Origin of the sequence: Curtobacterium sp. MCJR17_020 (assembly GCF_003234365.2) — a bacterium.
Classification (GTDB): domain Bacteria; phylum Actinomycetota; class Actinomycetes; order Actinomycetales; family Microbacteriaceae; genus Curtobacterium.
In genome coordinates this window covers 2,500,067-2,524,210 of sequence record NZ_CP126260.1, presented here as the reverse complement: position 1 = coordinate 2,524,210, position 24,144 = coordinate 2,500,067, and the positions used below count along the sequence as shown (strand labels likewise).

At 70.7% G+C, this 24,144-nt stretch carries 20 protein-coding genes; 15 read left to right on the top strand and 5 right to left on the bottom strand.

Annotation, left to right across the window (positions count from 1 at the left end; translation table 11 throughout):
* The first annotated feature begins 5 nt into the window (after window positions 1–5).
* The 3 genes from DEJ14_RS11855 to DEJ14_RS11845 all read left to right on the top strand — a co-directional run bounded on the left by DEJ14_RS11855 (window position 6) and on the right by DEJ14_RS11845 (window position 2,987).
* On the top strand, window positions 6–1,346 hold the full coding sequence (locus tag DEJ14_RS11855; protein ID WP_111086020.1) for a sensor histidine kinase: 1,341 nt from the start codon (window positions 6–8) through the stop codon (window positions 1,344–1,346).
* Window positions 1,347–1,394: 48 nt separating this feature from the next.
* Complete coding sequence (locus DEJ14_RS11850) at window positions 1,395–2,039, top strand: PepSY domain-containing protein (RefSeq protein ID WP_111085954.1); 645 nt, start codon at window positions 1,395–1,397, stop codon at window positions 2,037–2,039.
* A 108-nt stretch (window positions 2,040–2,147) separates the two neighbouring features.
* Window positions 2,148–2,987: a VOC family protein gene (locus DEJ14_RS11845; protein ID WP_111085953.1), complete on the top strand. Its 840-nt coding sequence runs from the start codon at window positions 2,148–2,150 to the stop codon at window positions 2,985–2,987.
* Window positions 2,988–3,006: 19 nt separating this feature from the next.
* Here DEJ14_RS11845 and DEJ14_RS11840 read toward each other — a convergent pair whose 3' ends face one another.
* On the bottom strand, window positions 3,007–3,324 hold the full coding sequence (locus DEJ14_RS11840; RefSeq protein ID WP_146249783.1) for a hypothetical protein: 318 nt from the start codon (window positions 3,322–3,324) through the stop codon (window positions 3,007–3,009).
* Window positions 3,325–3,394: 70 nt separating this feature from the next.
* Entirely contained in the window at window positions 3,395–4,957 is a 1,563-nt protein-coding gene (locus tag DEJ14_RS11835; protein ID WP_111085951.1) for an amino acid permease, read from the bottom strand.
* A 431-nt stretch (window positions 4,958–5,388) separates the two neighbouring features.
* On the opposite strand from DEJ14_RS11835, the gene DEJ14_RS11830 reads away from it, so the two are divergent.
* The 4 genes from DEJ14_RS11830 to DEJ14_RS11815 all read left to right on the top strand — a co-directional run bounded on the left by DEJ14_RS11830 (window position 5,389) and on the right by DEJ14_RS11815 (window position 9,902).
* Entirely contained in the window at window positions 5,389–6,729 is a 1,341-nt protein-coding gene (locus DEJ14_RS11830) for a quaternary amine ABC transporter ATP-binding protein (protein ID WP_502868758.1), read from the top strand.
* On the top strand, window positions 6,726–7,700 hold the full coding sequence (locus tag DEJ14_RS11825) for an ABC transporter permease (protein ID WP_111085950.1): 975 nt from the start codon (window positions 6,726–6,728) through the stop codon (window positions 7,698–7,700). The genes DEJ14_RS11830 and DEJ14_RS11825 overlap by 4 nt, the downstream gene beginning before the upstream one ends.
* Before the next feature lie 14 nt (window positions 7,701–7,714).
* Window positions 7,715–8,629: a glycine betaine ABC transporter substrate-binding protein gene (locus DEJ14_RS11820; RefSeq protein ID WP_111085949.1), complete on the top strand. Its 915-nt coding sequence runs from the start codon at window positions 7,715–7,717 to the stop codon at window positions 8,627–8,629.
* A gap of 109 nt (window positions 8,630–8,738) precedes the next feature.
* Complete coding sequence (locus DEJ14_RS11815; protein ID WP_111085948.1) at window positions 8,739–9,902, top strand: mechanosensitive ion channel family protein; 1,164 nt, start codon at window positions 8,739–8,741, stop codon at window positions 9,900–9,902.
* Between the two features lie 88 nt (window positions 9,903–9,990).
* Here the strand turns inward: DEJ14_RS11815 and DEJ14_RS11810 are convergent, their stop codons facing one another.
* Entirely contained in the window at window positions 9,991–10,182 is a 192-nt protein-coding gene (locus tag DEJ14_RS11810) for a hypothetical protein (protein ID WP_111085947.1), read from the bottom strand.
* A 93-nt stretch (window positions 10,183–10,275) separates the two neighbouring features.
* Between DEJ14_RS11810 and DEJ14_RS11805 the strand changes: the two genes are divergently transcribed.
* Window positions 10,276–11,427 carry an SLC13 family permease gene (locus DEJ14_RS11805; protein ID WP_111085946.1) on the top strand — a complete coding sequence of 384 codons (1,152 nt, stop codon included), beginning with the start codon at window positions 10,276–10,278 and terminating at the stop codon, window positions 11,425–11,427.
* A 20-nt stretch (window positions 11,428–11,447) separates the two neighbouring features.
* Here the strand turns inward: DEJ14_RS11805 and DEJ14_RS11800 are convergent, their stop codons facing one another.
* Complete coding sequence (locus tag DEJ14_RS11800; protein ID WP_111085945.1) at window positions 11,448–12,416, bottom strand: magnesium transporter CorA family protein; 969 nt, start codon at window positions 12,414–12,416, stop codon at window positions 11,448–11,450.
* 68 nt (window positions 12,417–12,484) lie between these two features.
* Window positions 12,485–14,953, bottom strand: a complete 2,469-nt coding sequence (locus tag DEJ14_RS11795; protein WP_111085944.1) for a zinc ribbon domain-containing protein — start codon at window positions 14,951–14,953, stop codon at window positions 12,485–12,487.
* 135 nt (window positions 14,954–15,088) lie between these two features.
* Between DEJ14_RS11795 and otsA the strand changes: the two genes are divergently transcribed.
* The 7 genes from otsA (at window position 15,089) to DEJ14_RS11760 (ending at window position 24,091) form a co-directional block, all read left to right on the top strand.
* Window positions 15,089–16,681 (top strand): alpha,alpha-trehalose-phosphate synthase (UDP-forming), encoded by a 1,593-nt coding sequence (gene otsA / locus DEJ14_RS11790; RefSeq protein WP_111085943.1) that lies wholly within the window; start codon window positions 15,089–15,091, stop codon window positions 16,679–16,681.
* Window positions 16,674–17,456, top strand: coding sequence for a trehalose-phosphatase (otsB, locus tag DEJ14_RS11785; RefSeq protein ID WP_111085942.1), 783 nt, complete (start codon window positions 16,674–16,676; stop codon window positions 17,454–17,456). The genes otsA and otsB overlap by 8 nt, the downstream gene beginning before the upstream one ends.
* A gap of 92 nt (window positions 17,457–17,548) precedes the next feature.
* Window positions 17,549–19,243 carry a dihydroxy-acid dehydratase gene (ilvD, locus tag DEJ14_RS11780; RefSeq protein ID WP_111085941.1) on the top strand — a complete coding sequence of 565 codons (1,695 nt, stop codon included), beginning with the start codon at window positions 17,549–17,551 and terminating at the stop codon, window positions 19,241–19,243.
* A 47-nt stretch (window positions 19,244–19,290) separates the two neighbouring features.
* Window positions 19,291–21,114, top strand: coding sequence for an acetolactate synthase large subunit (locus DEJ14_RS11775; RefSeq protein ID WP_111085940.1), 1,824 nt, complete (start codon window positions 19,291–19,293; stop codon window positions 21,112–21,114).
* Entirely contained in the window at window positions 21,111–21,611 is a 501-nt protein-coding gene (gene ilvN, locus DEJ14_RS11770) for an acetolactate synthase small subunit (RefSeq protein ID WP_022907763.1), read from the top strand. Before DEJ14_RS11775 ends, ilvN begins: the two co-directional genes overlap by 4 nt.
* Before the next feature lie 51 nt (window positions 21,612–21,662).
* Window positions 21,663–22,688 carry a ketol-acid reductoisomerase gene (gene ilvC / locus DEJ14_RS11765; RefSeq protein WP_111085939.1) on the top strand — a complete coding sequence of 342 codons (1,026 nt, stop codon included), beginning with the start codon at window positions 21,663–21,665 and terminating at the stop codon, window positions 22,686–22,688.
* 212 nt (window positions 22,689–22,900) lie between these two features.
* The gene (locus DEJ14_RS11760) at window positions 22,901–24,091 is read left to right on the top strand and encodes a mannitol-1-phosphate 5-dehydrogenase (protein ID WP_111085938.1); all 1,191 of its coding nucleotides are present in this window, start codon (window positions 22,901–22,903) and stop codon (window positions 24,089–24,091) included.
* Window positions 24,092–24,144: the final 53 nt, after the last annotated feature.

Here is a 24,144-nt window from a genome sequence, read left to right as displayed (position 1 = left end):
TCCGCATGCGCCGCTTCCGGTCCGTGCGCGCGCGGACCACGCTCGGCGCCGGCGTGGTCGTGCTCGCCGCCCTGGTCGTCGGTGCCGTGGGGTTCGTCGTGGTGCTCCGCCTGGTGCTGCTCGACGGGGTGCGGACGTCCGCCGAGGCCGGACTCGAACAGGTGTCGTCGCGGGTCGAGTCCGACGGTGCCGGTGCGGTGACCGACTACGAGGACGTCCTGGTGCAGGTGGTCGGCGACGGCGGCTCGGTCCTCGCACACGGCGAGGACGCCGACGCTCCGGCCCTGCCGACCGCCGACGAGTCCCGGTGGTCGCACGACGGCGAACGCTGGCTGCTCGTCGCCGACGACGTCGACCTGCCCGGTGGGGGTGAGGCGACCTTGGTGTACGGCGTCTCCCTCGAGCAGACCGACACCGCGATCCGGACCGCCGTGGTGCTCCTCGTCGTCGGGGTGCCGGTGCTCGTCCTCGTGCTCGGGATCGTGACGTGGTCCGTGACCGGGCGGTCGTTGCGGCCGGTGGAACGGATGCGCACCGAGGTCGAGACGATCCGTGCCGCGCAGCCCGATGCCCGCGTGGTCGTGCCGGACACCGGCGACGAGATCGCCCGGCTCGCGACCACCATGAACGCCATGCTCGACCGGCTCGACCGATCCGCGGCGGGGCAGCGGCAGTTCGTGTCCGACGCCTCGCACGAGCTGCGGTCGCCGATCGCGTCCCTCCGTCAGCACGCAGAGGTCGCCGTCGCGTACCCGGACCGCACCGACGTCGCCGAGTTCTCCGACGTCGTGCGGTCCGAGGCCGTGCGCCTGCAGGACCTCGTCGCCGGGCTGCTCGAGCTGTCACGGCTCGACGAGGGCGGCGCGGGCGTCCGTCGTCCCGTGGACCTCGACGACCTCGCACTCGACGCCGTGGCGCGAGCGCGGGCGCGGGCCCGGGTGCCGGGTGGGGCGACCGGCGACCGCGTGATCCGGGTCGGCGGCTCCGGGATCTCCGCCGCACGCGTGCTCGGCGACGAACGGCTGCTCACCGGCGTGGTCCGGAACCTCGTCGACAACGCCGTCCGGCACGCCACGTCGCGCGTCGCGGTGGCCCTGGTCGAGCAGGACGGCGCCGCGGTGCTGACCGTGGACGACGACGGCACCGGGATCCCGGCGGCCGAGCGCGACCGGGTGTTCGAGCGGTTCGTCCGGCTCGACGAGGCCCGCAGCCGCGACGCCGGTGGTGCCGGCCTCGGTCTGGCGATCGTGCGGGACGCCGTCCGGGCGCACGGCGGCGAGGCGACGGTGGCGGACTCGCCGCTCGGCGGGGCGCGGTTCGTCGTGCGCATCGCACTCGGCGGCTGAACAGGCGGCTTCAGGTCTGCTTCAGCACCCCGCCGACATGCTCGTCCCATGACCTTCCGCACCCAGCTCCAGAAGCCCTCTGCCCGCCGCGTCGCCGCCCTCGCCGCCCTGCCCGTCGTGGCCGCGCTCGCCCTCACCGGCTGCTCCACCGACGGGTCGTCCGACTCGGCGGCGTCGTCCTCGAACGGATCGGCCGCGACGGGCGCCACCACCGGCACGTCGGGTGGCGCGTCCGCGACCGCCGCCTCGGCGACGTCGAACGACGCCCTGCTCGCCGCCGTCGCGACCGCACGCGGGAGCGTCGGCTCCGGCACCGTCATCTCGGTCGAGCAGGAGCAGCGCGGCAGCGCGTACGAGGTCCTCGTCGTGACGAAGGACGGCACCGAGCACGAGGTGCACACCGACGCCGCCGGCACCGGGGTGACCGGTACCCCGCAGACCGAGACCGCCGACGCCGACGACCGTGCCGAGCACGACCGGTTCGTCGCAGCGGCCGACCTCGACGTCAGCGGGGCCGTCAGTGCCTTCGAGGACCTGCACGCCGGTTCGATCACCGAGCTCGGCCTCGACGACCACCTGGGCAAGGTGGTCTGGGAGGGTGACGTCGTCGACGGGTCCGGCACCAAGCACAGCGTCCGGATCGACGCCGGTTCGGGCGACGTCGTCACCGACCAGGTCGACACCGACGACTGACCCGTCGACTGACCCGACGACGGACCCGACGACCGACCCGGCCGACGTCGGCGGTCAGCGGTAGACCTGGGGCATCCGACCCGGGCGTCGGCGACCTCGGGAGACACCATGACGGACCAGACCCCTCGCACCTACCCGCAGGGCGTGCCGAGCTGGATCGACGGACGACACCCGGACCCCGACGCCGCGCAGGCGTTCTACGGCGGTCTGTTCGGCTGGGACTCCGAGGAGCGCCTGCCGCCCGGGGCCCCCGGCTCGTACCGGATCGTGAGCATCGACGGACGAGAGGTCGGCGCGATCGCCTCGGGTGACGAGCCGGCGTCGTGGACCACGTACATCGCCGTGGACGACGCCGAGGCGGTGGCCGCTCGGGTCGTCGAGCTCGGTGGCACCGCCGCTCCGGCGGAGGACGCCGGGCCGGGTGGCGCCGCGGGCCGCAGCGTCGACTGCGTCGATCCGCGCGGTGCGGCGTTCGGACTCTGGCAGGCGCGCGACCGGCTCGGGTCGCAGCACATCAACGCCCCCGGCGGCTGGGTCTTCAGTGACCTCCGCTCGACCGAACCGGAGCAGGCGATCTCGTTCTACGAGCAGCTGTTCGGCTGGCGGGTCTCCGGCATCGAGGAGGGCCCGAGCGCGATGGTCCGGCTGCCCGGCTACGGGGACCACCTCGCGGCCACCTCCGACCCCGACACCCGGCAGCGGCAGGTCGGCGCACCGGAGGGCTTCGCGGACGTCATCGGCGCCCTCGCCCGACTCGACGACGGGCCGGACGACTGGCACGTGTCGTTCAGCGTGGCGGACCGTGACGCCGCTGCCGCACGGGCCGAGGAGCTCGGCGGGACCGTGCTCGGCACCTGGCAGGGGCCGTGGACGCGTGCGGCCGAGCTGCGGGACCCGCAGGGCGCCACGTTCCGCATCACGCAGTTCGCCGCGGAGGGCGACGTCTGAGCGCAGCGCCCGTGGACCGTCAGCCGGTGGTGAGCGGCGGCCCGAGCACCTTCTGGATCGCCAGCGCGGCGAGCTGCTCGTCCGAGGTGTCGAGCAGCACGCGGAAGGTCTCCGGCTCCGTGACGAACTCGACGCAGACGGCGTCCTCGTCGCACGGTCCGAGGCGCCACCCCGACACCGCGTCCATCGGCACGGAGACCCGCGCCTCGCGCTCGTAGTCGGTCTCGGCCTCGAGGCGGTCGGGGAACACCCGGAGGTGTCCGTACGCGCCTCGCCAGCTGAGCTGGAGATCGAGGGTGGGTGGAACAGACGCAGGGGAGACAGAGCGGTCCGGCACCCGCCGATCGTACCGACGGGTGCCGGACCCACTGCACTCGGCGCGCGACGTGCTGCGCTCCGGGGACAGATCAGACGGTGTCGTCGGACCCCTTTTGCTCGCCGCCGTCCTCGCCGTCGCGACGGACCTGGTTCGCCGGGTCGCGGACGCCGATCGGGTACGGACCGGTGACGCCCTGTCGGAGCGACGCGATGCGCAGGATGCGGTCGCGCTGCAGGAACCAGCCGACGATGAGCAGCGGGATCACGATGACGAGGGACGCGATCGTGTAGGTGCCGACGGGGTAGTCGATCGCCATCAGCACGATGACCGACGCCAGGAACGCCAGGGTGAGCCACGCGGTCACCGGGGCACCCGGCAGCTTGAAGGACGGCTCCTTCGCCAGTCCCTGCTTCGCCCACGACCGGAGCCGCATCTGGCAGAGGATGATCGTGCCCCACGCCGTGATGATGCCGAGGCTCGCGATGTTCAGCGCGATCTCGAACGCCTGGCTCGGCACGAAGTAGTTCAGGACGACGCCGGCGACGGTGAAGCCGGCGGTGAGCAGGATGCCGGCGTACGGCACACCGCCCTTCGACATCTTGGTGGTCCACTTCGGCGCCGAGCCGTTCATGCCCATCGAGTGCAGGGCGCGACCGGTCGAGTACAGGCCGGCGTTGAGCGAGGACAGTGCCGCGGTGAGCACGACGAAGTTCATGATGCCGCCGACGATCGACCCGACCTGCGGGTTGCCGAGCGACGAGAAGAACGTCACGAACGGGCTCTCGCCCTCCTTGTACGCCGTGTACGGCAGGAGCAGGGAGAGCAAGATGATCGACCCGACGTAGAAGACCGCGATGCGGAACACGACGGAGTTGATGGCGCGGGGGATGACCTTCTCGGTGTTCTGCGTCTCACCGGACGCGGTGCCGACGAGCTCGATCGCCGCGTACGCGAAGACGACACCCTGGATCACGATGACCGCGGGGAGCAGCCCGTTCGGGAACAGCCCGCCGTTGTCGCCCCAGATCGAGAAGCCCGTGCGGACGGCTTCGCCGCCGGCCTCGACCGGGAACGCGAAGACGAGCCAGATGATCGCGACGACGAGGAACGCGACGAGTGCCGCGACCTTGATGAGCGCGAACCAGAACTCGAGTTCGCCGAACACCTTGACCGCGACCATGTTGGCGGCGAGCACGACGATCAGGGCGATCAACGCAAGGAGCCACTGCGGTGCGGCGGTGAACGCGGACCAGTACTGCAGGTAGATCGCGACAGCGGTGGTGTCGACGATCGAGGTCATCGCCCAGTTCAGGAAGTACATCCAGCCGGCGGCGTAGGCGAACTTCTCGCCGTAGAACTCACGCGCGTAGGAGATGAACGACCCCGACGACGGACGGTGCAGCACGAGCTCGCCGAGGGCGCGCAGGATGAAGAACGCGAAGATGCCGCAGATCAGGTAGGTCAGCGCGAGCGCAGGGCCCGCGGTGTGGAGTCGTCCACCCGCACCGAGGAAGAGTCCGGTACCGATGGCCCCACCGATCGCGATCATCTGCAGCTGCCGGGGCTTCAGACCGTGCTGGTAGCCCTCTTGCTCGTGCGAGAAGTCGTTCGCCGGAGCACGGTTCACGCCCGTGTCGTTCTGCGCTGTCATGCGCGCCAACCTACATGCGCACGGAACCGGGGCGGCACACAAACCTCCGAACGAGCTGATCTGTAACGAGACGGACACGATCGCGATCCCCATGTGCATGGGCGACACGCCGACGACGGGGTACAGCGGTGCCGGGATTCCGGCGGACGTCGATTGTGGTCGGGGGACAAGACACCGTTAGGTTTGAACGTCCCCACAGGCCCGATGGTCGGGGACACGACGACCAGGACGCGTCCACGGCCAGCAGCGCCGGGGCCGTACGGTCGGCCGGACCGGGACCGCCCCGAGCGTGGTCCTCGCGTGCGTGATCGCTCGCTCTGCGCCGTTGCGCGGGGCTCGACGTGGCCGCGCGCACCGTCCCGGACGACCCGTCCGCAACCACACCGTCGCCGCACGCGCGCTCGTTCGCCGTGGCGACGCGAGGAGCCCAGTTGTCCATCGCACCACCCCAGAGCCGGCACACCCCGTCGCCGGACCCCACCGGCACGTCCCCGGACCCCACCACGTCGCCGGCGGTCAGCGTCCGCGACGTCTACAAGGTGTTCGGCCGCCGACCCGCCGAGGCCGTCCGCCGCCTCGCCGCCGGTGCCACCCGCGACGAGGTCCGCGAGCAGGGATCCGCTGCGGTCATCGACGCGTCCTTCGACGTCCGACCCGGCGAGATCTTCGTCGTCATGGGGCTGTCCGGCTCCGGCAAGTCGACCCTCATCCGGATGCTCAACGGCCTGCTCGAGCCCACCGCCGGCAGCGTCGAGATCGGCGGCCGCACGGTCACCGGCGCGACGCCGAAGGGGATCCGCGACATCCGCCGGTCCAGTGTGTCGATGGTGTTCCAGCACTTCGCCCTGCTGCCGCACCGCACCGTGCTCGAGAACGTCGCGTACGGCCTCGAGGTGAACGGTGTCGACAAGACGACGCGGCTCGCGAAGGCCCGCGAGGTCATCGACCTGGTCGGCCTGGACGTCTGGGCCGACGCGAAGCCCGACGAGCTGTCGGGCGGCATGCAGCAGCGCGTCGGCATCGCCCGTGCGCTCGCCGCCGAGACCGACGTCCTGCTCATGGACGAGGCGTTCAGCGCGCTCGACCCGCTCATCCGCCGCGAGATGCAGGAGCAGCTCGTCGACCTGCAGCAGCGGCTCGGCAAGACCATCGTCTTCATCACGCACGACCTCAACGAGGCGATGTTCCTCGGTGACCGGATCGCCGTGATGCGCGACGGCCGGATCGTGCAGATCGGGTCGCCGGAGGACATCCTGACCGACCCGGCGAACGACTACGTCGCCCAGTTCGTGCAGGACGTCGACCGCGCCCGCGTGCTCACCGCCGCGAGCGTCATGGAGCCGGCCCGCGCCACCGTCCCGCTCACGGTCGGTCCCCGTGGAGCGCTGCGCACCATGCGCGACCTGCAGACGGCCGCGCTCTTCGTCACCGGTCGTGGCCGCAAGCTCGAGGGCTGGGTCCGCGACCGCCACGTGATGCGCCAGGTCAAGGCCGGCGACACGAACCTCGACGCGATCGTGAACACCGAGTACGCCCGGGTCGCCCCCGACACGGCGCTGACCGACCTGTTCGAGCTCGCCGTCGAGTCGCCCCTGCCGATCGCCGTCGTCGACGACGAGCAGCGCCTGCTCGGCGTCGTCCCGCGCGTCACCCTGCTGGCGGCACTCGGCAACGTGCCGACCGCGACGATGCCGATCCCGGTGCTCGAACCGGTCACCCGCATCTCCGACTCCGACATGGACTCGACCCTCGCCGAAGGAGACCACGCATGATCACCCCCGGTACCAACTCCTTCGGTGACTTCCACCTGCCCCTCGGCACGTGGGTCGCCGCGATCGTCGACTGGATCACCACCTACCTGTCCGGCTTCTTCGACGTCGTCCGCTACGTGTTCACGTGGATGGACGCGTGGATGGAGTACTTCCTGTCCACCCCGCCGTTCTGGGTCGTCGTCGCGGTCCTCGTCGTGCTGGCGTTCCTGGCGAAGGGCTGGAAGCTCGCGCTCGGCGCTGCCATCGGCCTGCTGTTCATCGTCAGCGTCGGGCAGTGGACGAACGCCATGAACACCCTCGCGCTCGTCGTGGTCGCCGCCGGTCTGGCCGTCGTGCTCAGCATCCCGCTCGGGGTGTGGGCCGCCCGGTCCGACGCCGCGAGCCGGATCATCCGCCCGGTCCTGGACTTCATGCAGACGACCCCGGCGTTCGTCTACCTGATCCCGGCGCTGCTGCTGTTCCGCGTCGGCGTCGTCCCCGGCATCGTCGCGACGATCGTCTTCGCGATGGCCCCCGGCGTCCGGCTCACCGAGCTCGGTATCCGCGGGGTCCCGAGCGAGGTCGTCGAGGCCGGTGCCGCCTTCGGGTCGAGCCCGTGGCGCATCCTCCGCCAGATCCAGCTGCCGTTGGCGAAGGCCAGCATCATGGCCGGCGTCAACCAGGTCATCATGCTGTCGCTGTCGATGGTCGTCATCGCCGGCATGGTCGGCGCTGGCGGCCTCGGCGAGCAGATCGTCGCCTCGCTGAACCGCATCGACGTCGGTCTCGGGGCCGAAGCCGGCCTGTCGGTCGTGGTCCTGGCGATCCTGCTGGACCGCCTGACCGCAGCGCTCGGCGGCGACGCGAGTGGTGTCTCCCGGCCGTGGAGGCGCGGGCGGAAGCCCGCCGTGACCGCGACGCCGAACGCGGCGACCGCCCAGACCGCCGCCACCACCGAAGCGGTCAGCGACCGTCAGACCGTCGACGCGTGAGGAAGGAACAGATCATGAAGCGAACCAAGCGCACCCTCGCGGCGGCCGTCCTCGCCGTCGCCACCGCCGTCGGCCTGTCCGCCTGCATGCCGCCCGGCTACTACGGGGCCTCCGGCACCGTCGACAACGGCGACCAGAAGTCGATGCACGTCGTCGTCTTCAACGGTTGGGACGAGGACACCGCCGCCAGCTACCTCTGGAAGCACGTGTTGGAGCAGAAGGGCTACGACGTCCAGCTCACGAACTCCGACGTCGCACCCGCGTACACGGGCCTGGCATCCGGCGACTACGACGTGGTGTTCGACACCTGGCTGCCGAACACGCACAAGGAGTACATGGACACGTACGGCAAGGACCTGACGGACCTCGGCGCCTGGAACGACCAGGCGTCGCTGGAACTGGCGGTGCCGAAGTACTCGGACATCGACTCGATCGACGAGCTCAAGGCGCACGCGTCCGACTTCGGCAACAAGATCATCGGCATCGAGCCCGCCGCCGGTGAGACGAAGGTCGTGTCCGAGCAGGTCATCCCGCAGTACGGCCTGGACGGCATGGACTTCATCACGAGTTCGACGCCGGCGATGCTCGCCGACCTCAAGGCCTCGATCGCGAAGAAGGAGGACGTCGTCGTGACGCTGTGGCGTCCGCACTGGGCGTACGACGCCTTCCCGATCAAGGACCTGAAGGACCCGAAGGGGGCGCTCGGCAAGAACGAGGAGATCCACACGATCGCCAAGAAGGACTTCGAGCAGGACTTCCCGCAGGCGTCGAAGTGGATGGAGGACTTCTCGATGGACTCCGACACCCTCTACTCGCTCGAGAACGCGCTCGTGAACAGCGGCGCGAAGGCCAGCGAGTACCCCGCGATCACCGAGAAGTGGGCTTCCGAGCACCAGGACTTCGTCGATTCGCTCACGTCCGGCAAGTAGTCAGCAGGTCGGACAGGAGGCCCGGTGCGCGTCGTGCGCACCGGGCCTCCGTCGCGACCGGGGCCGGTTTTCTGAACGACGCCTGTCGTTTCGTTGCTTGCATGGAGGGATGGACATCCTCCTCCGACTCCTGGTCGCGATCGGGTTCGCCCTCCTCATCACCGCCGTCGCCGCGGTCGTCCTGCACCTGGTGCTGCGGACGGTCGCGCGACGGGAACGGTGGGCCGGCGTGCTCTCGCGCCGGGCGAAGCACCCGTTCCGCACCACCCTGCTCGTGGTCCTGCTCTGGATCGCGTTCACCTCGAGCGTCCCGCGCGACGCCGACGCGTACCCGTGGCGCGACGAGGTCGTGCACGGGTTCCTCATCGTCACGATCGCGGTGGGCTGCTGGCTGGCGTGCCAGATCGCGATCTTCCTCGAGGACCTCGGCCTGCACCGGTTCCGCATCGACGTCCCCGACAACCGCCAGGCCCGCCGCATCCGCACGCAGGTCCTCATCATCCGGCGGCTGACCGTCGCCGTGCTCGTCATCATCGCCGTCGGCGCGATCCTGCTCACCTTCGACGGGGTCGAGGCCGCGGGCGCGAGCGTCCTCGCGAGCGCCGGCCTCATCTCGGTCGTCGCGGGTCTGGCGGCGCAGTCGACCCTCGGCAACGTCTTCGCCGGCATGCAGCTCGCGTTCTCCGGGTCGATCCGCGTCGACGACGTCGTCGTGGTCGAGCAGCAGTGGGGGCGGATCGAGGAGATCACCCTGACCTACGTGGTCGTGCACCTGTGGGACGACCGGCGCTTCGTGCTGCCGTCGACGTACTTCACGAGCACCCCGTTCGAGAACTGGACGCGCACGAACAGCGAACTGCTCGGTGCCGTCGAGATGGACCTGGACTGGCGGGTCCGCCCCGGGGAGATGCGCGAGGAGCTCGACCGGATCCTCGACCGCACCGAGCTGTGGGACCGCCGCGTCAAGGTGCTGCAGGTGACCGACGCCGTGCAGGGGTACGTGCGGGTGCGGGTCCTCGCGACGTCGCACGACGCGCCGTCGCTGTTCGACCTGCGCTGTTACATCCGCGAGGAACTCGTCGAGTGGATCCAGCGCACCCACCCCGACGCCCTGCCGGTCCAGCGCGTGCTCATGGTCGACGAGACGGCACCGCGGCGGCGCACGGCGTCGACCGCCGCCGACTCGGCGCTGTTCGCGCCGGGGCAGGAGGACCGCGCGGCGCTCTTCACCGGCCCGATCCAGACGTCCGACATCCCGCCGTCACAGCGCTGACGGGCTCCGCACCGGACACGAGACGGACGGGAGGCCCGGTGCCAGCTGGCACCGGGCCTCCCGTCCGTCGTGTGGTCGCGATCGCGACCTACGGCTGGCGCGCCTTGACGGCGCGGTCGTCCTCGACCACCGTGCCGATCGCCACGATCGTGGTCGCGATCCACGCGACCCACGTCAGGGCGAGCCGCCAGTCGCGGGGTCCCTGGCGGGTGGTCTGGAGCACGCTGTAGCCGCTGATGAGCGAACTCCACACCGCACCGTTGAACATGAACTTGCGCACAGAGGCCTCCTGTCGTCGTGCTGCCAACGCTACCGGTCAGTACATTGGAGCGCCGCCGGACACCCTGCCCGGCGCACTCGTGGAGGAGCGCCCGTGCGTCAGGCCGTCATCGGAGCAGTGCTGCTCGTCATCGGCGCGGTGTGCGTCGCGCTCGGCCTGCTGCCGCTCGACGACCTCGGGGTCCTGGCCGAGCGGGTCCTGCCCGTCCTCGGGTTCGTCCTCGGGCTGACGATCGTCGCCGAGCTCGCTGCGGACGCCGGGGTGTTCGACCGACTCGCCGACGTCGCGGCACGTGTCGGCGGAGGACGCACGATCGGGCTCTGGGGTGCGGTCGTCGTCCTCGCCGTGCTCTGCACCGTGTTCCTGTCGATCGACACGACCGCGGTGCTGCTCACCCCGATCGTGATCTCACTGGCGCGCCGGGTCGGGCTGCCGCCGATGCCGTTCGCGCTCACCACCGTCTGGCTCGCGAACACCGCGTCCCTGCTGCTGCCGGTGTCGAACCTGACGAACCTGCTCGCCGTCGACCGGATGGGCCTCGGCGGACCGCTGCCCTTCGCCGGGCTGATGGCGTGGCCGGCCGTCGCCGGGGTCGTCGTGCCGTGCGCCGTCCTGCTCGTGGTGTTCCGCGGCAAGCTCTTCGGGCGCTACACGCCGGTGTCGGTGCGGCGTCCGTCCGACCCGGTGTCGTTCTGGGCGGCGTCGGCTGTGCTCGTCGCGCTCGTGGTGGCGCTGACCGCCGGGGTGACGGTCTGGATCGCCGCCGTCGCCGGTGCCCTCGTGCTCGTCGTCGTCGCGGCGTTCCGGTCGCCCGCCGAGCTCCGGCCGTCGCGGGTGCCGTGGTCGACGCTGCTGTTCGCCGCCGGGCTCTTCGTCGTGGTCGAGACCCTGCACAGCACCGGGCTCACCGACCCGATCGTGCGGGCGCTCGGCGACGGCACCGGGACCGGACCGCTCCTGCTGCTCGGCGCCGGGGGAGCGGTGGCGGCGAACGCGATCGACAACCTGCCCGCGTACCTGGTGCTCGAGCCCGCTGCCGGTCACGAGGCCGTGCGGTACGCGGCGCTCCTCATCGGCGTGAACGCCGGGTGCCTGGTGACGCCGTGGGCCTCGCTCGCCACCCTGCTGTGGCACGCACGGCTGTCGGCCGAGGGCGTGCACCTGTCGTGGGGCAGGTACATGCTGCTCGGGTGCATCGCGGCTCCGCTCACCGTGGTCGCCGGGGTGCTCGCGCTCGCGATCTGAGCGCGTGGGCACCGCCGCGGTCAGAGCCAGTCGCGACGCTTGAACGAGGCGTAGAGCAGCAGCGACGAGACCACGGCGAGACCGATGGCCAGGGACAGACCGGACCAGTGCCCTTCGCCGGGGAACGCGACGTTCATGCCGAACGCGCCCGTGATCGCGGTGGGCACGGCGATGATCGCGGCCCAGCTCGTCACCTTCTTCATCACCGTGTTCTGCCGGTTCGACGCCAGGTTGAGGTTCGTGTCCAAGACGCTGGAGACCGCGTCGCGCAGCTGCTCGACGGAGTCCGAGATCGACACCAGGTGGTCCTCGACGTCGCGGAAGTACGGTCGGATGCCGTCCGAGATCGTCTCCGCGTCGCCGTGCAGCAGCGAGGCGACGCTGTCGCGGGTCGGGACGACCAGGCGACGCAGCACGCCGAGCGCCTTGCGCAGGCGGAAGGACCGCCGCTGGATCTGCTGCTCGCGGGCGTTGCTCCGCTCGAACAGGTCGTCCTCGAGGTCGTCGATCCGTCGCTCGATGTCCTCGACGGTGTCGGTCGCGTGGTCGACGACGGCGTCGAGCAGCGCCCACATGAGCCACGGGACCCCGTGACCGGCGATGTCGGCGTTCGCGGTGAGCCGGTGCTCCATCGCCGAGGTGTCGACGTCGGCGCCGTGGATGGTGACGAGGGCGTGCTCGGTGACGAAGGCCTTGACCTCGTGCGTGACGAGTCCGCCGTCGTCTCCGAGCCCGTCGACGTCGTAGACGACCAGGAACAGGCTGTCCCGGTAGCGGTCGAGCTTCGGGCGCTGCCCGTGCTCGACGGCGTCCTCGACTGCGAGGGCGTGGATGCCGAGTTCCGCTTCGACCTGCTCGAGGTCGGCGTGCGTGGGGTCGGTGTAGTCGACCCAGACGATGCCCGAGTCGGCGACGACGTCCGAGATCCGGTCGACCGGGAAGTCCCGTTCCGTCGCGTCGCCGTTCCGCCACGCCCGTGTCCTGACCATGCGCGTCAGCCTAGTGAGACGGCCGGCCCGGGGATCCCAGGCCGGCCGTCGTCGCGCGCGGTGGTGCGTCAGTACGCGGAGACGAGCTTCCCGTCCTCGACCTTCAGGTACTGGTACACATCGAAGCTGTCCTCGCCGTGCTCCTTGTCCCCGAAGTACGAGGTGTAGTCGTACTCGACGACACCGTCCTTCGTGCTCTGCACCATGACCGTGCCCGAACCGGAGGCCTCGACCTCGACCTCGGGCATCGTCGTGACGTCGTAGCGCACGGCACCGTCGGCGTCGTACGGGCCGTACCAGGGGCACCCGCTCAGCGCGCTGAGGTCGGTCTTCGTGGCGCAGTCGTCGATCAGGTCGGTCACGTACTGCTCGGCGTCCTGCTGCAGCGCCTTCGTGGCGGTGGGGGTGAAGTCGACGTACCCGGACGACGTCGCGCCGACCGACACCTGCTCGGTGCCGCCGGTGAAGTACTTCGTCCCGCCGACCTCGACCTCGTACGTGCCGGGGTAGGCGAGCGAGGTGAACCGGCCGTCGCTGATCTCGCCGATCTCCTTGCCGCCGACCGTGACCGGGGCGCCCTCGAGCACCTCGGACGCGGTCAGCGTGACGGTCTGGGCGAGCGGCTCGGTGACGCGCCACTCGTCCTTCACCAGGAACGAGGTGCCGGTGCGTCGGAGGCTGACCTGGCCGGAGCGGTTCTTGCCGTCCTGGGTGTAGCTGACGGTGGCGAGGGCGCTGTCTCCGCTCGTCGAGACGCGGCCGACGCGGATGTCCGACGGGCGGTCCTTCGCGCTCTTCAGCACCGCGGTGTCGAGCATGGCGGCGTCGGACGGCACCTCGCTGAGTCGGGCGGCGGTGTCGGCGTCACCGCTCGCGATGGCCTGCACGTAGGACTTCACGGTCGGCGCCGGGCCCCACACGTTGGCGCGGAGCACACCGGTGGTGACGGCTCCCGCGATGACGACGACGACCACGGCGCCGCCGGCGATGAGCGAGCGGACCAGGACCTTCTTGGCGCGCGGCGACATCGGAGCGGGCGTGGGAGCGCCGCCGCCGACGAAGGGCTGTTCCGGCTGACCGGGGTGGCCGACGCCGGGCGTCGCTGCCCACGCTGCTGCTGCCGGGTCGCTCGCGGGTGCCGCCGACGGGAACGCCGGGCCGGCAGACGGGAACGCCGGAGTCGCTGCCGGGAACGACGGCGCGGCCGCCGGGCGCGGGTCCGCTCCGACGAGGCGCGAGGTCCGCAGCACCACGCCACCGCCGAGGCGGGGGAGCAGCACGGGCGCGAGGTACCGTGCCACGGCCTCGATCGCGCCGCCCCACAGCGCGAACACGAGCGGCGTCCACGGTGCGATCCCGATCGAACCGGTCCCGCTGACGGCGCTGATGCCCGTCGCCTGGTAGGACACCAGCCCGGTGCCGAGCACGAAGAGCAGGAGTCCGAGGGCGAACCAGACGACCGGGGTCACGACCCAGTCCAGCGTGGTGCGGAACCGGTCGTTGCGGCGGACGGCGAGTGCGAGGCCCGCGACGACCGAGGTCGCGACGACGAGCAGGACGACGAGCCAGGTCCAGCCGCCGGCGCCGCCGAAGACCGACGCCGTGCTGCCCGCCGAGCCGAAGCCGGACAGCCCGACGCCGCCGAGGAACCCGAGGGCGGTGAGGCCGACCGCGACGTTGCCGACGAGCACCGGCAGTGCTGCGCCCCACGAGGGCTGTGCGACCAGGGCGACGACGATGACGACGACCGTCACCAGCACGACGAGCACCGTGAGCTGCGACGCCGCGACGCGCAGTGTGCCGAGGACGCGACCGGCGAACACGTTCCGGCCGAGGAGGGCCGACGGGCGTGCGAGCACTGCGGCGAGTGCGCCGATCACGAAGGCGCCGAGGATGCTGCCGAGGCCGACCGCGTGCACGGGGTCGATGGACGCGCCGGAGACGGCGGGGAACCGGATGGCGAGGATGCCCGCGGCGGCGTTGGTCAGCACCGTGGTCACCAGCCCGGACAGGACGGCGGTCAGCAGGATCGCGGTGCGCCCGAGCCCGCGGGTGCGGATGCGACGGGTGAGGACGACGGCCAGCACGACCTGCGCGGCGAGCACGAGCGCCGGGACGACCGCGAGCGCGCCCGACCCCGACCCGAGGAAGCCGATCGAGCCGGACAGGTGCAGGCGACCGAGGTCGGCGAGGGCGACGAGCTGGGCGGGGGTGCCGAGCAGGACGCTGACCCCGGACAGCAGCGACTGGACGTCGGGGGTGCTCCCGGCGCCGAGGTCGGTCCCGGTGCCGGTCGACCCCGACCCGACGGAACCGGATCCTGATCCGCCCGCTGCCAGCACGGCGACGGTGAGGAGCAGCGAGATCGCAGCGACCACGTAGGCGGCGACCCAGCCGCCGACGGCGGCGAGCACGGCGGCCAGCCAGTCACGGCCGGACACGGACCGCAGCAGGCGACCGAACGCATCCGACGACTGCGGACCGGGCTGCCCCGGCGGAACGGGCGGGACGGGCGGGTTCGGCGGGTTCTCGCTCATGGCTGGTGGGTCCTCTCCGACCGGGAGGCCGATGCCGCACGCCAGCACCCGTGTCCCCCCGACACGCACCTGAAGCGTACCGGAACCCGCCGATCCGCCGTGAATGCGCTGTCCGGGCGCTGGTAAGTTCCCACCGTGTCTGCGCCTTCTCGTTCCTCCACCAAGTACGCCTTCGTCGTCGCCTCGAACCGCCTGCCGGTGGACCGGGTCGTCGACCAGGACGGCAACGAGGGGTGGCGGCACTCGCCCGGTGGCCTCGTCACCGCCCTCGAGCCCGTGATGCGCGCGAACGACGGGGCATGGGTCGGCTGGGTCGGCCAGCCCGAGGTCGAGGTCGAGCCGTTCGACAACGAGGGCATCCACATCGTGCCGGTCCCGTTGTCCGACGACGACGTCGAGGAGTACTACGAGGGCTTCAGCAACGACACCCTCTGGCCGCTGTACCACGACGTCATCGAGCACCCGAGCTACCACCGCGACTGGTGGAACGCCTACAAGCGCGTCAACGAGCGCTTCGCGGCCCAGATCGCCGAGATCACCGAGCAGGACGGCATCGTCTGGGTGCAGGACTACCAGCTGCAGCTCGTGCCGGCACTGCTCCGGGCCAAGCGTCCCGACCTGACGATCGGCTTCTTCAACCACATCCCGTTCCCGCCGGTCGGCATCTACGCCCAGCTGCCCTGGCGCGCGCAGATCCTGGACGGCCTGCTCGGCGCCGACGTCATCGGCTTCCAGCGCCACGACGACGCGAGCGATTTCCTCCGAGCGGTCCGTCACATCAAGGGCTACACGACGAAGGGCCAGACGATCGACGTCCCCGTGGACGACCCGGACGCACCGCGCAGCCGCAAGGGGATCACGGTCCGACACGTCGAGGCCCGGCACTTCCCGATCTCGATCGACGCCGAGGCCTTCGAGGACATCGCGCGCCGTCCCGAGGTGCAGGAGCGTGCCCGCGAGATCCGCGAGAGCCTCGGCAACCCGAAGACGGTGCTGCTCGGGGTCGACCGCCTCGACTACACCAAGGGCATCCGGCACCGCATCAAGGCCTTCGGTGAGCTCGTCGAGGACGGCCGCATCAAGGTCGAGGACGCCGCCCTCATCCAGGTCGCGAGCCCGAGTCGCGAGCGCGTCGACACCTACGCCACCCTCCGCGACGAGATCGAGCTGAGCGTCGGCCGCATCAACGGCGACCTCGGGGTCATCGGCCACCAGCCGATCTCGTACCTGCACCACGGCTACCCGCGCGAGGAGATGGTGGCGCTCTACCTGGCCGCCGACATCATGCTCGTCACCGCGCTGCGGGACGGCATGAACCTCGTCGCGAAGGAGTACGTCGCGGCCCGCTTCGACAGCGACGGGGTGCTCATCCTGTCCGAGTTCGCCGGTGCCGCCGACGAACTGAAGCAGGCCGTCATCGTCAACCCGCACGACATCGGCGCGCTGAAGGACAGCATCGAGCGCGCGATCGAGATGCCGCGCCGCGAGCGCTCGACACGCATGCGTGCGCTCCGGAAGCGGGTCCGCGACAACGACGTGGCTCGCTGGTCGCGCTCGTTCCTCGAGGCGCTCGACCGGCACGCTCCGCGGAACGCCCAGCTCGACCCGTCCGCCGTCGACCCGGCGGACCGACACCGTGAGGCGCAGACCGACAACATGTCGATCTTCGACCAGGACGCCCAGTCCGCCAGGGCTGCCGAGGACACCCGGGAGGCACGTGATGACTGAGACCACCACCGACCAGACCGCCATCGACACGGCACTCGAGACGCTCGCGGCTGCGCCGCGACTCATCGTCGCCCTCGACTTCGACGGCACGCTCGCGCCGTTCGCCGACGAGCCGTCGCAGGTCGGCGCCCTGCCGGGCTCGTGGGCAGCGGTCCTGACCCTGCACCGCGCGAAGGACACCGAGGTCGTGCTCGTCTCCGGTCGCCCGCTCGGCAGCCTCGCGGCCGTGTCGCACGCACCGCAGGACATGGCGCTGGTCGGGTCCCACGGCGTCGAGTGGCGCGTGGACGGCCACGACGAGGCCGCCCTGACCGACGACGAGGTCGCCCGGGTCGCCCGGATCGGAGCGGCGCTCGACGAGGTCGGCGCGCGGTACCCGGGCGTCGTCATCGAGCACAAGCCTGCCGGCCACGGCGTGCACACCCGTCGGGTGAGCGCCGAGGTCGCCGCGCAGGCGAACGCCGACGCGAGCCGTGCGGCGCACGAGGCCGACGCCGACGTGCTCGAGCGCGGCGGCAAGGACATCGTCGAGTTCGCCGTCCGGCACGTCACGAAGGGCGACGCGATCGCCCGGCTACGCGAGCTCCACGGCGCCGACGCGGTGTTCTTCGCCGGTGACGACGTCACCGACGAGGACGGCTTCCGTGTGCTCGGGGACGGCGACGTCGGTGTGAAGGTGGGTCCGGGGGAGACCCGTGCCGGGTACCGCATCGCGGACCCGGCGGCCCTGACCGGCGTCCTGAAGCAGCTCGCTCGCCTTCGTGCGACGCGCTGACCAGGGTGATCCGGGCCTCCCAGTCGGGCTCCGGAACATGCGAACGCATGTTGTTGTCCAACTGGTATCCCAAAGCGTCCTAGACTCGCTCCATGCCTGATATCGACGTCAAGCCGCGCAGCCGGGTCGTCACCGACGGGATCGAAGCAACCACCTCGCGTGGCATGCTGCGGGCCGTCGGTATGGGAGACGAGGACTGGAGCAAGCCGCAGATCGGCATCGCGTCCTCGTGGAACGAGATCACGCCCTGCAACCTCTCGCTCGACCGCCTCGCGCAGGGCGCCAAGGAAGGCGTCCACTCCGGCGGTGGCTACCCGCTGCAGTTCGGCACCATCTCGGTCTCGGACGGCATCTCGATGGGCCACGAGGGGATGCACTTCTCGCTCGTCTCGCGCGAGGTCATCGCCGACAGCGTCGAGACCGTCGTCAACGCCGAGCGCCTCGACGGCACCGTCCTGCTCGCCGGCTGCGACAAGTCCCTGCCGGGCATGCTCATGGCCGCCGCGCGCCTCGACCTGGCGAGCGTGTTCCTGTACGCGGGTTCGGTCATGCCGGGCTACGTGAAGCAGGCCGACGGCACGATGAAGGAAGTCACGATCATCGACTCCTTCGAGGGCGTCGGTGCCTGCAAGGCCGGCACCATGTCCGAGGAAGAGCTGAAGAAGATCGAGTGCGCCATCGTCCCGGGCGAGGGTGCCTGCGGTGGCATGTACACGGCCAACACCATGGCGAGCGTGGCCGAGGCCCTCGGCATGTCGCTGCCGGGCTCCGCCGCCCCGCCGAGCGCCGACCGCCGCCGTGACTACTACGCGCACCGCTCCGGCGAGGCCGTGGTGAACATGCTCGAGCACGGGATCACCGCCCGCCAGATCCTGACGAAGGAAGCCTTCGAGAACGCGATCGCCGTGGCGATGGCGCTCGGCGGCTCCACCAACGTCATCCTGCACCTGCTCGCCATCGCCTACGAGGCCGAGGTCGAGCTGTCGCTGGACGACTTCAACCGCATCGGCTCGAAGGTCCCGCACCTGGCCGACATGAAGCCCTTCGGCAAGTACGTCATGGTCGACGTGGACCGCAACGGCGGCATCCCGGTGATCATGAAGGCGCTGCTCGACGCCGGCCTGCTGCACGGCGACTGCCTCACCGTCACGGGCAGGACCGTCGCCGAGAACCTGGCCGAGATCGACCCGCCGGCGCTCGACGGCGAGGTCTTCCGCACGCTCGACAACCCGATCCACGAGACCGGCGGCCTGACCGTCCTGCAGGGGACCTTCGCCCCCGAGGGTGCCGTGGTGAAGACCGCGGGCTTCGACGCCGAGGTGTTCGAGGGCCCCGCGCGGGTGTTCGACCGCGAGCGTGCCGCGATGGACGCCCTCACCGAGGGGAAGATCCAGAAGGGCGACGTCGTCGTCATCCGCTACGAGGGCCCCAAGGGCGGCCCGGGCATGCGCGAGATGCTCGCCATCACCGCAGCCATCAAGGGCGCGGGCCTCGGCAAGGATGTACTACTCTTGACCGACGGACGATTCTCAGGCGGCACAACCGGCCTGTGCATCGGCCACATCGCACCCGAGGCAGTGGACGCAGGTCCAGTTGCCTTCGTGCGCGATGGCGACCGCATCCGTGTCGACATCGCGGCTCGCTCGCTCGACCTACTGGTCGACCCGACCGAGCTGGAGGCCCGCCGTGACGGCTGGGCCCCGCTGCCCCCGCGCTACACCCGCGGAGTCCTCGCGAAGTACGCCAAGCTCGTGAAGTCCGCCGCCCAGGGCGCGGTCACGGGCTAGCGTTCGACACACGCACCATCGCCACCTCTCCAGGCAAGGACCACCTCATGCCCACGGAAGCAACTCCGCTGTCCGCGGCCGCCGGTGCACGCCGGTCGCCGGAGATCCTGACCGGCTCGGGAGCCGTCCTCCGGACGCTCGAGCACCTCGGGATCACCGACGTCTTCGGCCTGCCGGGCGGTGCCATCATCCCGTTCTACGACGAGCTCATGGCGTCGAAGACGATCCGCCACATCCTCGTCCGGCACGAGCAGGGCGCCGGCCACGCCGCCGAGGGCTACGCCTCGTCGTCCGGCAAGGTCGGCGTCGCCATCGCGACGTCCGGCCCCGGTGCGACGAACCTCGTCACGGCCATCGCCGACGCCTACATGGACTCGGTGCCCTTCATCGCGATCACCGGCCAGGTGTTCTCGACGCTGATGGGGACCGACGCGTTCCAGGAAGCCGACATCGTGGGCATCACGATGCCGATCACGAAGCACTCGTTCCTGGTCACCGACCCGGCCGACGTGCCGGCGACCCTGGCCGCGGCGCACCTCATCGCGACGACCGGTCGGCCCGGCCCCGTGCTGGTCGACATCACGAAGGACGCCCAGCAGAAGTCGGCGCCCTACGTCTGGCCGCCCAAGATCGACCTGCCCGGCTACCGACCGGTCACCAAGGCGCACGGCAAGCAGATCACCGCGGCCGCGCAGCTCCTGGCCGAGGCCGAGCGTCCGGTGCTCTACGTGGGCGGTGGCGTGATCCGCTCCCGCGCGACCGCCGAGCTGCTCCGCTTCGCCGAGGCGACGGGTGCGCCCGTCGTGACGACGCTGATGGCGCGCGGTGCCTTCCCGGACTCGCACCCCCAGCACCTCGGCATGCCCGGCATGCACGGCACCGTCCCGGCGGTGCTCGGTCTGCAGGACAGCGACCTCATCATCGCGCTCGGCGCCCGCTTCGACGACCGCGTGACGGGCAAGGCCGACGAGTTCGCGCCGAACGCCAAGGTCGTGCACGTCGACATCGACCCGGCCGAGATCTCGAAGATCCGCTTCGCCGACGTCCCGATCGTGGGCGATGCCCGCGAGGTCCTGGTCGACCTGCTCGACGCGTGGGGCGGCATCGCCGTCGACGACCGCGCCTCGACGGCCGACTGGTGGACGAAGCTCCGCCAGCTCAAGGTCGACTTCCCGCTCGGGTACGCCGAGCCGACCGACGGCCTGCTCGCCCCGCAGGCCATCATCAAGCGCATCGGTGAGCTCTCCGGTCCCGAGGCCGTCTACGCCTCGGGTGTCGGGCAGCACCAGATGTGGTCGGCGCAGTTCATCAAGTACGAACGCCCGAACGCCTGGCTGAACTCCGGCGGCGCGGGCACGATGGGCTACTCCGTCCCCGCGGCGATGGGCGCGAAGGTCGCCCAGCCGGACCGCGTGGTCTGGGCGATCGACGGCGACGGCTGCTTCCAGATGACGAACCAGGAACTCGCGACCTGCGTCATCAACGACATCCCGATCAAGGTCGCGATCATCAACAACTCGTCGCTCGGCATGGTGCGGCAGTGGCAGACGCTGTTCTACGACGGCCGCCACTCGTTCACCGACCTCGAGACCGGCCACGACTCGCGCCGCGTGCCCGACTTCGTGAAGTTGGCGGACGCGTACGGTGCCCTCGGCATCCGCGTCGAGAAGGCCGACGAGGTCGACGCCGCCATCCAGCTCGCTCTCGAGACGAACGACCGCCCCGTGGTGATCGACTTCGTCGTGAGCCGTGACTCGATGGTCTGGCCGATGGTCCCGCAGGGAGTCAGCAACTCGTCCATCGAGTACGCCCAGGCCCTCGCACCCACCTGGGACGACGAGGACGCCGACATGACGGGGGAAACCGCATGAGCCACGTCCTGTCCCTCCTCGTCGAGGACAAGCCCGGTCTGCTGACCCGCGTCGCGGGCCTGTTCGCCCGCCGCGGGTTCAACATCGAGTCGCTCGCCGTCGGCAACACCGAGGTCGACGGCCTCAGCCGGATCACCGTCGTCGTCGACGTCGAGGACCTCCCGCTCGAGCAGGTGACGAAGCAGCTCAACAAGCTCGTCAACGTCATCAAGATCGTCGAACTGGACTTCTCGCAGTCCGTCCAGCGCGAGCACATGCTCGTGAAGGTCCGCGTCGACAACCAGACGCGGTCGGCCGTGCTCGAGGCAGTGAACCTGTTCCGCGCACAGGTCGTCGACGTCGCGAACGACTCGCTCATCGTCGAGGTGACCGGAGACCCCGGCAAGATCCAGGCGATCCTCCGCGTCCTCGAGCCCTACGGCATCAAGGAGCTCGCCCGTGCGGGACTCCTCGGCATGGGCCGCGGACCGAAGAGCATCACCGACCGGGTGCGCTGACCAGCGGTCCGCCACCCCCACAATCCACCAGAACCAAGGAGACACACCCTCGTGACTGACATCGTGTACGACGCCGACGCCGACCTGACGCTCATCCAGGGCAAGAAGGTCGCCGTCATCGGGTACGGCTCGCAGGGCCACGCCCACGCCCTCAACCTCCGTGACTCGGGTGTCGAGGTCAAGATCGGCCTCAAGGAGGGCTCGAAGAGCCGCCAGAAGGCCGAAGAGGCCGGCTTCGAGGTCCTCACCCCGGCCGACGTCACCGCCTGGGCCGACGTCGTCGTCATCCTCGCGCCCGACCAGGTCCAGCGCATCGTCTACGCCGATGACATCCGTCCGAACCTCAAGCCGGGCGCCACGCTCGTCTTCGGCCACGGCTTCAACATCCGCTTCGGCTACATCGAGGCGCCCGAGGGCGTCGACGTGTCGCTCGTCGCCCCGAAGGGCCCGGGTCACACCGTCCGTCGCGAGTACGAGGCCGGCCGTGGCGTCCCCGTGATCGTCGCCGTCGAGGTCGACGCGTCGGGTTCCGCCTGGGACCTCGCCTGGTCGTACTCGAAGGCCATCGGTGGTCTGCGCTCCGGCGGCATCAAGACGACCTTCACCGAGGAGACCGAGACCGACCTGTTCGGCGAGCAGGCCGTCCTGTGCGGTGGCACCTCGCAGCTGATCCAGTACGGCTTCGAGACCCTGGTCGAGGCGGGCTACCAGCCGCAGATCGCGTACTTCGAGGTCCTGCACGAGCTCAAGCTGATCGTCGACCTGATCTGGGAGGGCGGCCTCACCAAGCAGCGCTGGTCGATCTCCGACACCGCCGAGTTCGGTGACTACGTCTCCGGCCCGCGCGTGATCTCGCCCGACGTCAAGGAGAACATGAAGGCGGTGCTCGCGGACATCCAGAACGGTGCCTTCGCGAAGCGCTTCATCGACGACCAGGACGCCGGCGCACCCGAGTTCAAGGCGCTCCGCGCCAAGGGCGAGGGCCACCCGATCGAGGCGACCGGCCGCGAGCTCCGCGCGCTCTTCGCGTGGAAGCAGAACGACGGCGACTACGTGGACGGCTCGGCAGCGCGGTAGTCTTCCGAGGAACACTCGATGACGAGGCGGCGGTGCAGCCCTTGCACCGCCGCCTCGCGACGTGACCCGAACGTTATGCAACAGCTCTTCTCCAGCCCCGACGCCGTTCACCGGCGTCCCGTCGGCGTGCGCCCGGACGATGCGCGACAGCCGTCGTCCGCGGTCCGCACGAGCGGTCAGGGGCGGACCGACCAGCATGGGATGATCATCGGATGGCGGTGACGAAACGAGCGGTCCACATCGGCGCCGGCAAGATCGGGCGCGGGTTCGTGGGCCAGTTCCTCGTGGCGAGCGGCTACGAGCTCACCTTCGTCGACGTCGACGACCGTGTGGTGTCCGCGTTGAACGAAGCCGGACGCTTCGTGGTGCACGAGGTCGGCGAGATGCCGGTCGAGCACCTCGTCTACGGCTTCCGGGCGCTCAGCAGCAAGACCGACCGCGACCGCGTGATCCAGGCGATCGCCGAGGCGGACGTCGTGACGACCGCCGTCGGTGCCCGGACGCTCCCGCTCGTCGCACCGCTCATCGCCGAGGGACTCGCGGCACGTCCGCTCGAGCGCGGCGACGTCACGATCGTGGCGTGCGAGAACGCGTTCAACGCCACCGACTCCCTGCACGCGAGCATCCGGCGTGCGCCGGTGCTCGAGGACCGCGACATCGCCGCGGTCTTCGCGAACTGCGCCATCGACCGCATCGTCCCCGACCAGTCCGGCGTGCTCGGGCAGTCCGGCGGCCTCGACGTCGTGCTCGAGCCCTTCTACGAGTGGGTCATCGAGCGCACGCCGTTCCTCGGCTCCGACGCCGAACCCCCGACGATCGAGGGCGTCACCTGGGTCGACGACCTGCAGCCCTTCGTCGAACGCAAGCTCTACACCGTGAACACCGCGCACGCGACGGCCGCCTACCACGGTTACGTCCGGGGCATCCGGCTCATCCGCGAAGCCCTCGAGGACGACGCCGTCCGTGCCGAGGTCGACGGCGTGCTCGCCGAGACCACCGCGCTGCTCGTCGCGAAGCACGGCTTCGACCCGGAGGAGCACGCACGGTACGTCGCGGCGAACCTGTCTCGCATCGCGAACCCGCACCTCCCCGACACCACCGTGCGCGTCGGACGGAACCCGCTCCGCAAGCTCGGCCGGCGTGAGCGCTTCGTCGGTCCCGCCGCGCAGCTCGCCGAACGCGGGTTGCCGGTCGAGCACCTGCTCGGCGCCGTCCGCGTCGCGCTCGCGTTCGACGACGAGAACGACCCGGAGTCGATCGAGCTGCACGCGCTGCTCCGTTCCGGCGCGACGGCGCATGCGCTCACCGAGATCCTCACCGGCCTGATGGAGAGCCACCCGCTCTTCCCCGCCGTGCGCGAGGTCGTCGCCGAGGTGCTCGCGACGCAGCCCGCCGACGCCTGAACGCGCGTCCCACCGGGAACCCGTGGTCTCCCCGTGCGCCGGTCCCTCGTAGG

Bases quoted from the DNA above. Each gene is read 5' to 3' on its own strand.
- DEJ14_RS11820 (WP_111085949.1), top strand. From the start codon at position 7,715: ATGAAGCGAACCAAGCGCACCCTCGCGGCGGCCGTCCTCGCCGTCGCC.
- DEJ14_RS11855 (WP_111086020.1), top strand. From the start codon at position 6: ATGCGCCGCTTCCGGTCCGTGCGCGCGCGGACCACGCTCGGCGCCGGC.
- ilvD (WP_111085941.1), top strand. From the start codon at position 17,549: ATGCCTGATATCGACGTCAAGCCGCGCAGCCGGGTCGTCACCGACGGG.
- DEJ14_RS11760 (WP_111085938.1), top strand. From the start codon at position 22,901: ATGGCGGTGACGAAACGAGCGGTCCACATCGGCGCCGGCAAGATCGGG.
- DEJ14_RS11815 (WP_111085948.1), top strand. From the start codon at position 8,739: ATGGACATCCTCCTCCGACTCCTGGTCGCGATCGGGTTCGCCCTCCTC.
- ilvN (WP_022907763.1), top strand. From the start codon at position 21,111: ATGAGCCACGTCCTGTCCCTCCTCGTCGAGGACAAGCCCGGTCTGCTG.
- DEJ14_RS11850 (WP_111085954.1), top strand. From the start codon at position 1,395: ATGACCTTCCGCACCCAGCTCCAGAAGCCCTCTGCCCGCCGCGTCGCC.
- DEJ14_RS11825 (WP_111085950.1), top strand. From the start codon at position 6,726: ATGATCACCCCCGGTACCAACTCCTTCGGTGACTTCCACCTGCCCCTC.
- DEJ14_RS11835 (WP_111085951.1), bottom strand. From the start codon at position 4,957: ATGACAGCGCAGAACGACACGGGCGTGAACCGTGCTCCGGCGAACGAC.
- otsB (WP_111085942.1), top strand. From the start codon at position 16,674: ATGACTGAGACCACCACCGACCAGACCGCCATCGACACGGCACTCGAG.
- DEJ14_RS11845 (WP_111085953.1), top strand. From the start codon at position 2,148: ATGACGGACCAGACCCCTCGCACCTACCCGCAGGGCGTGCCGAGCTGG.
- DEJ14_RS11775 (WP_111085940.1), top strand. From the start codon at position 19,291: ATGCCCACGGAAGCAACTCCGCTGTCCGCGGCCGCCGGTGCACGCCGG.
- DEJ14_RS11800 (WP_111085945.1), bottom strand. From the start codon at position 12,416: ATGGTCAGGACACGGGCGTGGCGGAACGGCGACGCGACGGAACGGGAC.
- DEJ14_RS11795 (WP_111085944.1), bottom strand. From the start codon at position 14,953: ATGAGCGAGAACCCGCCGAACCCGCCCGTCCCGCCCGTTCCGCCGGGG.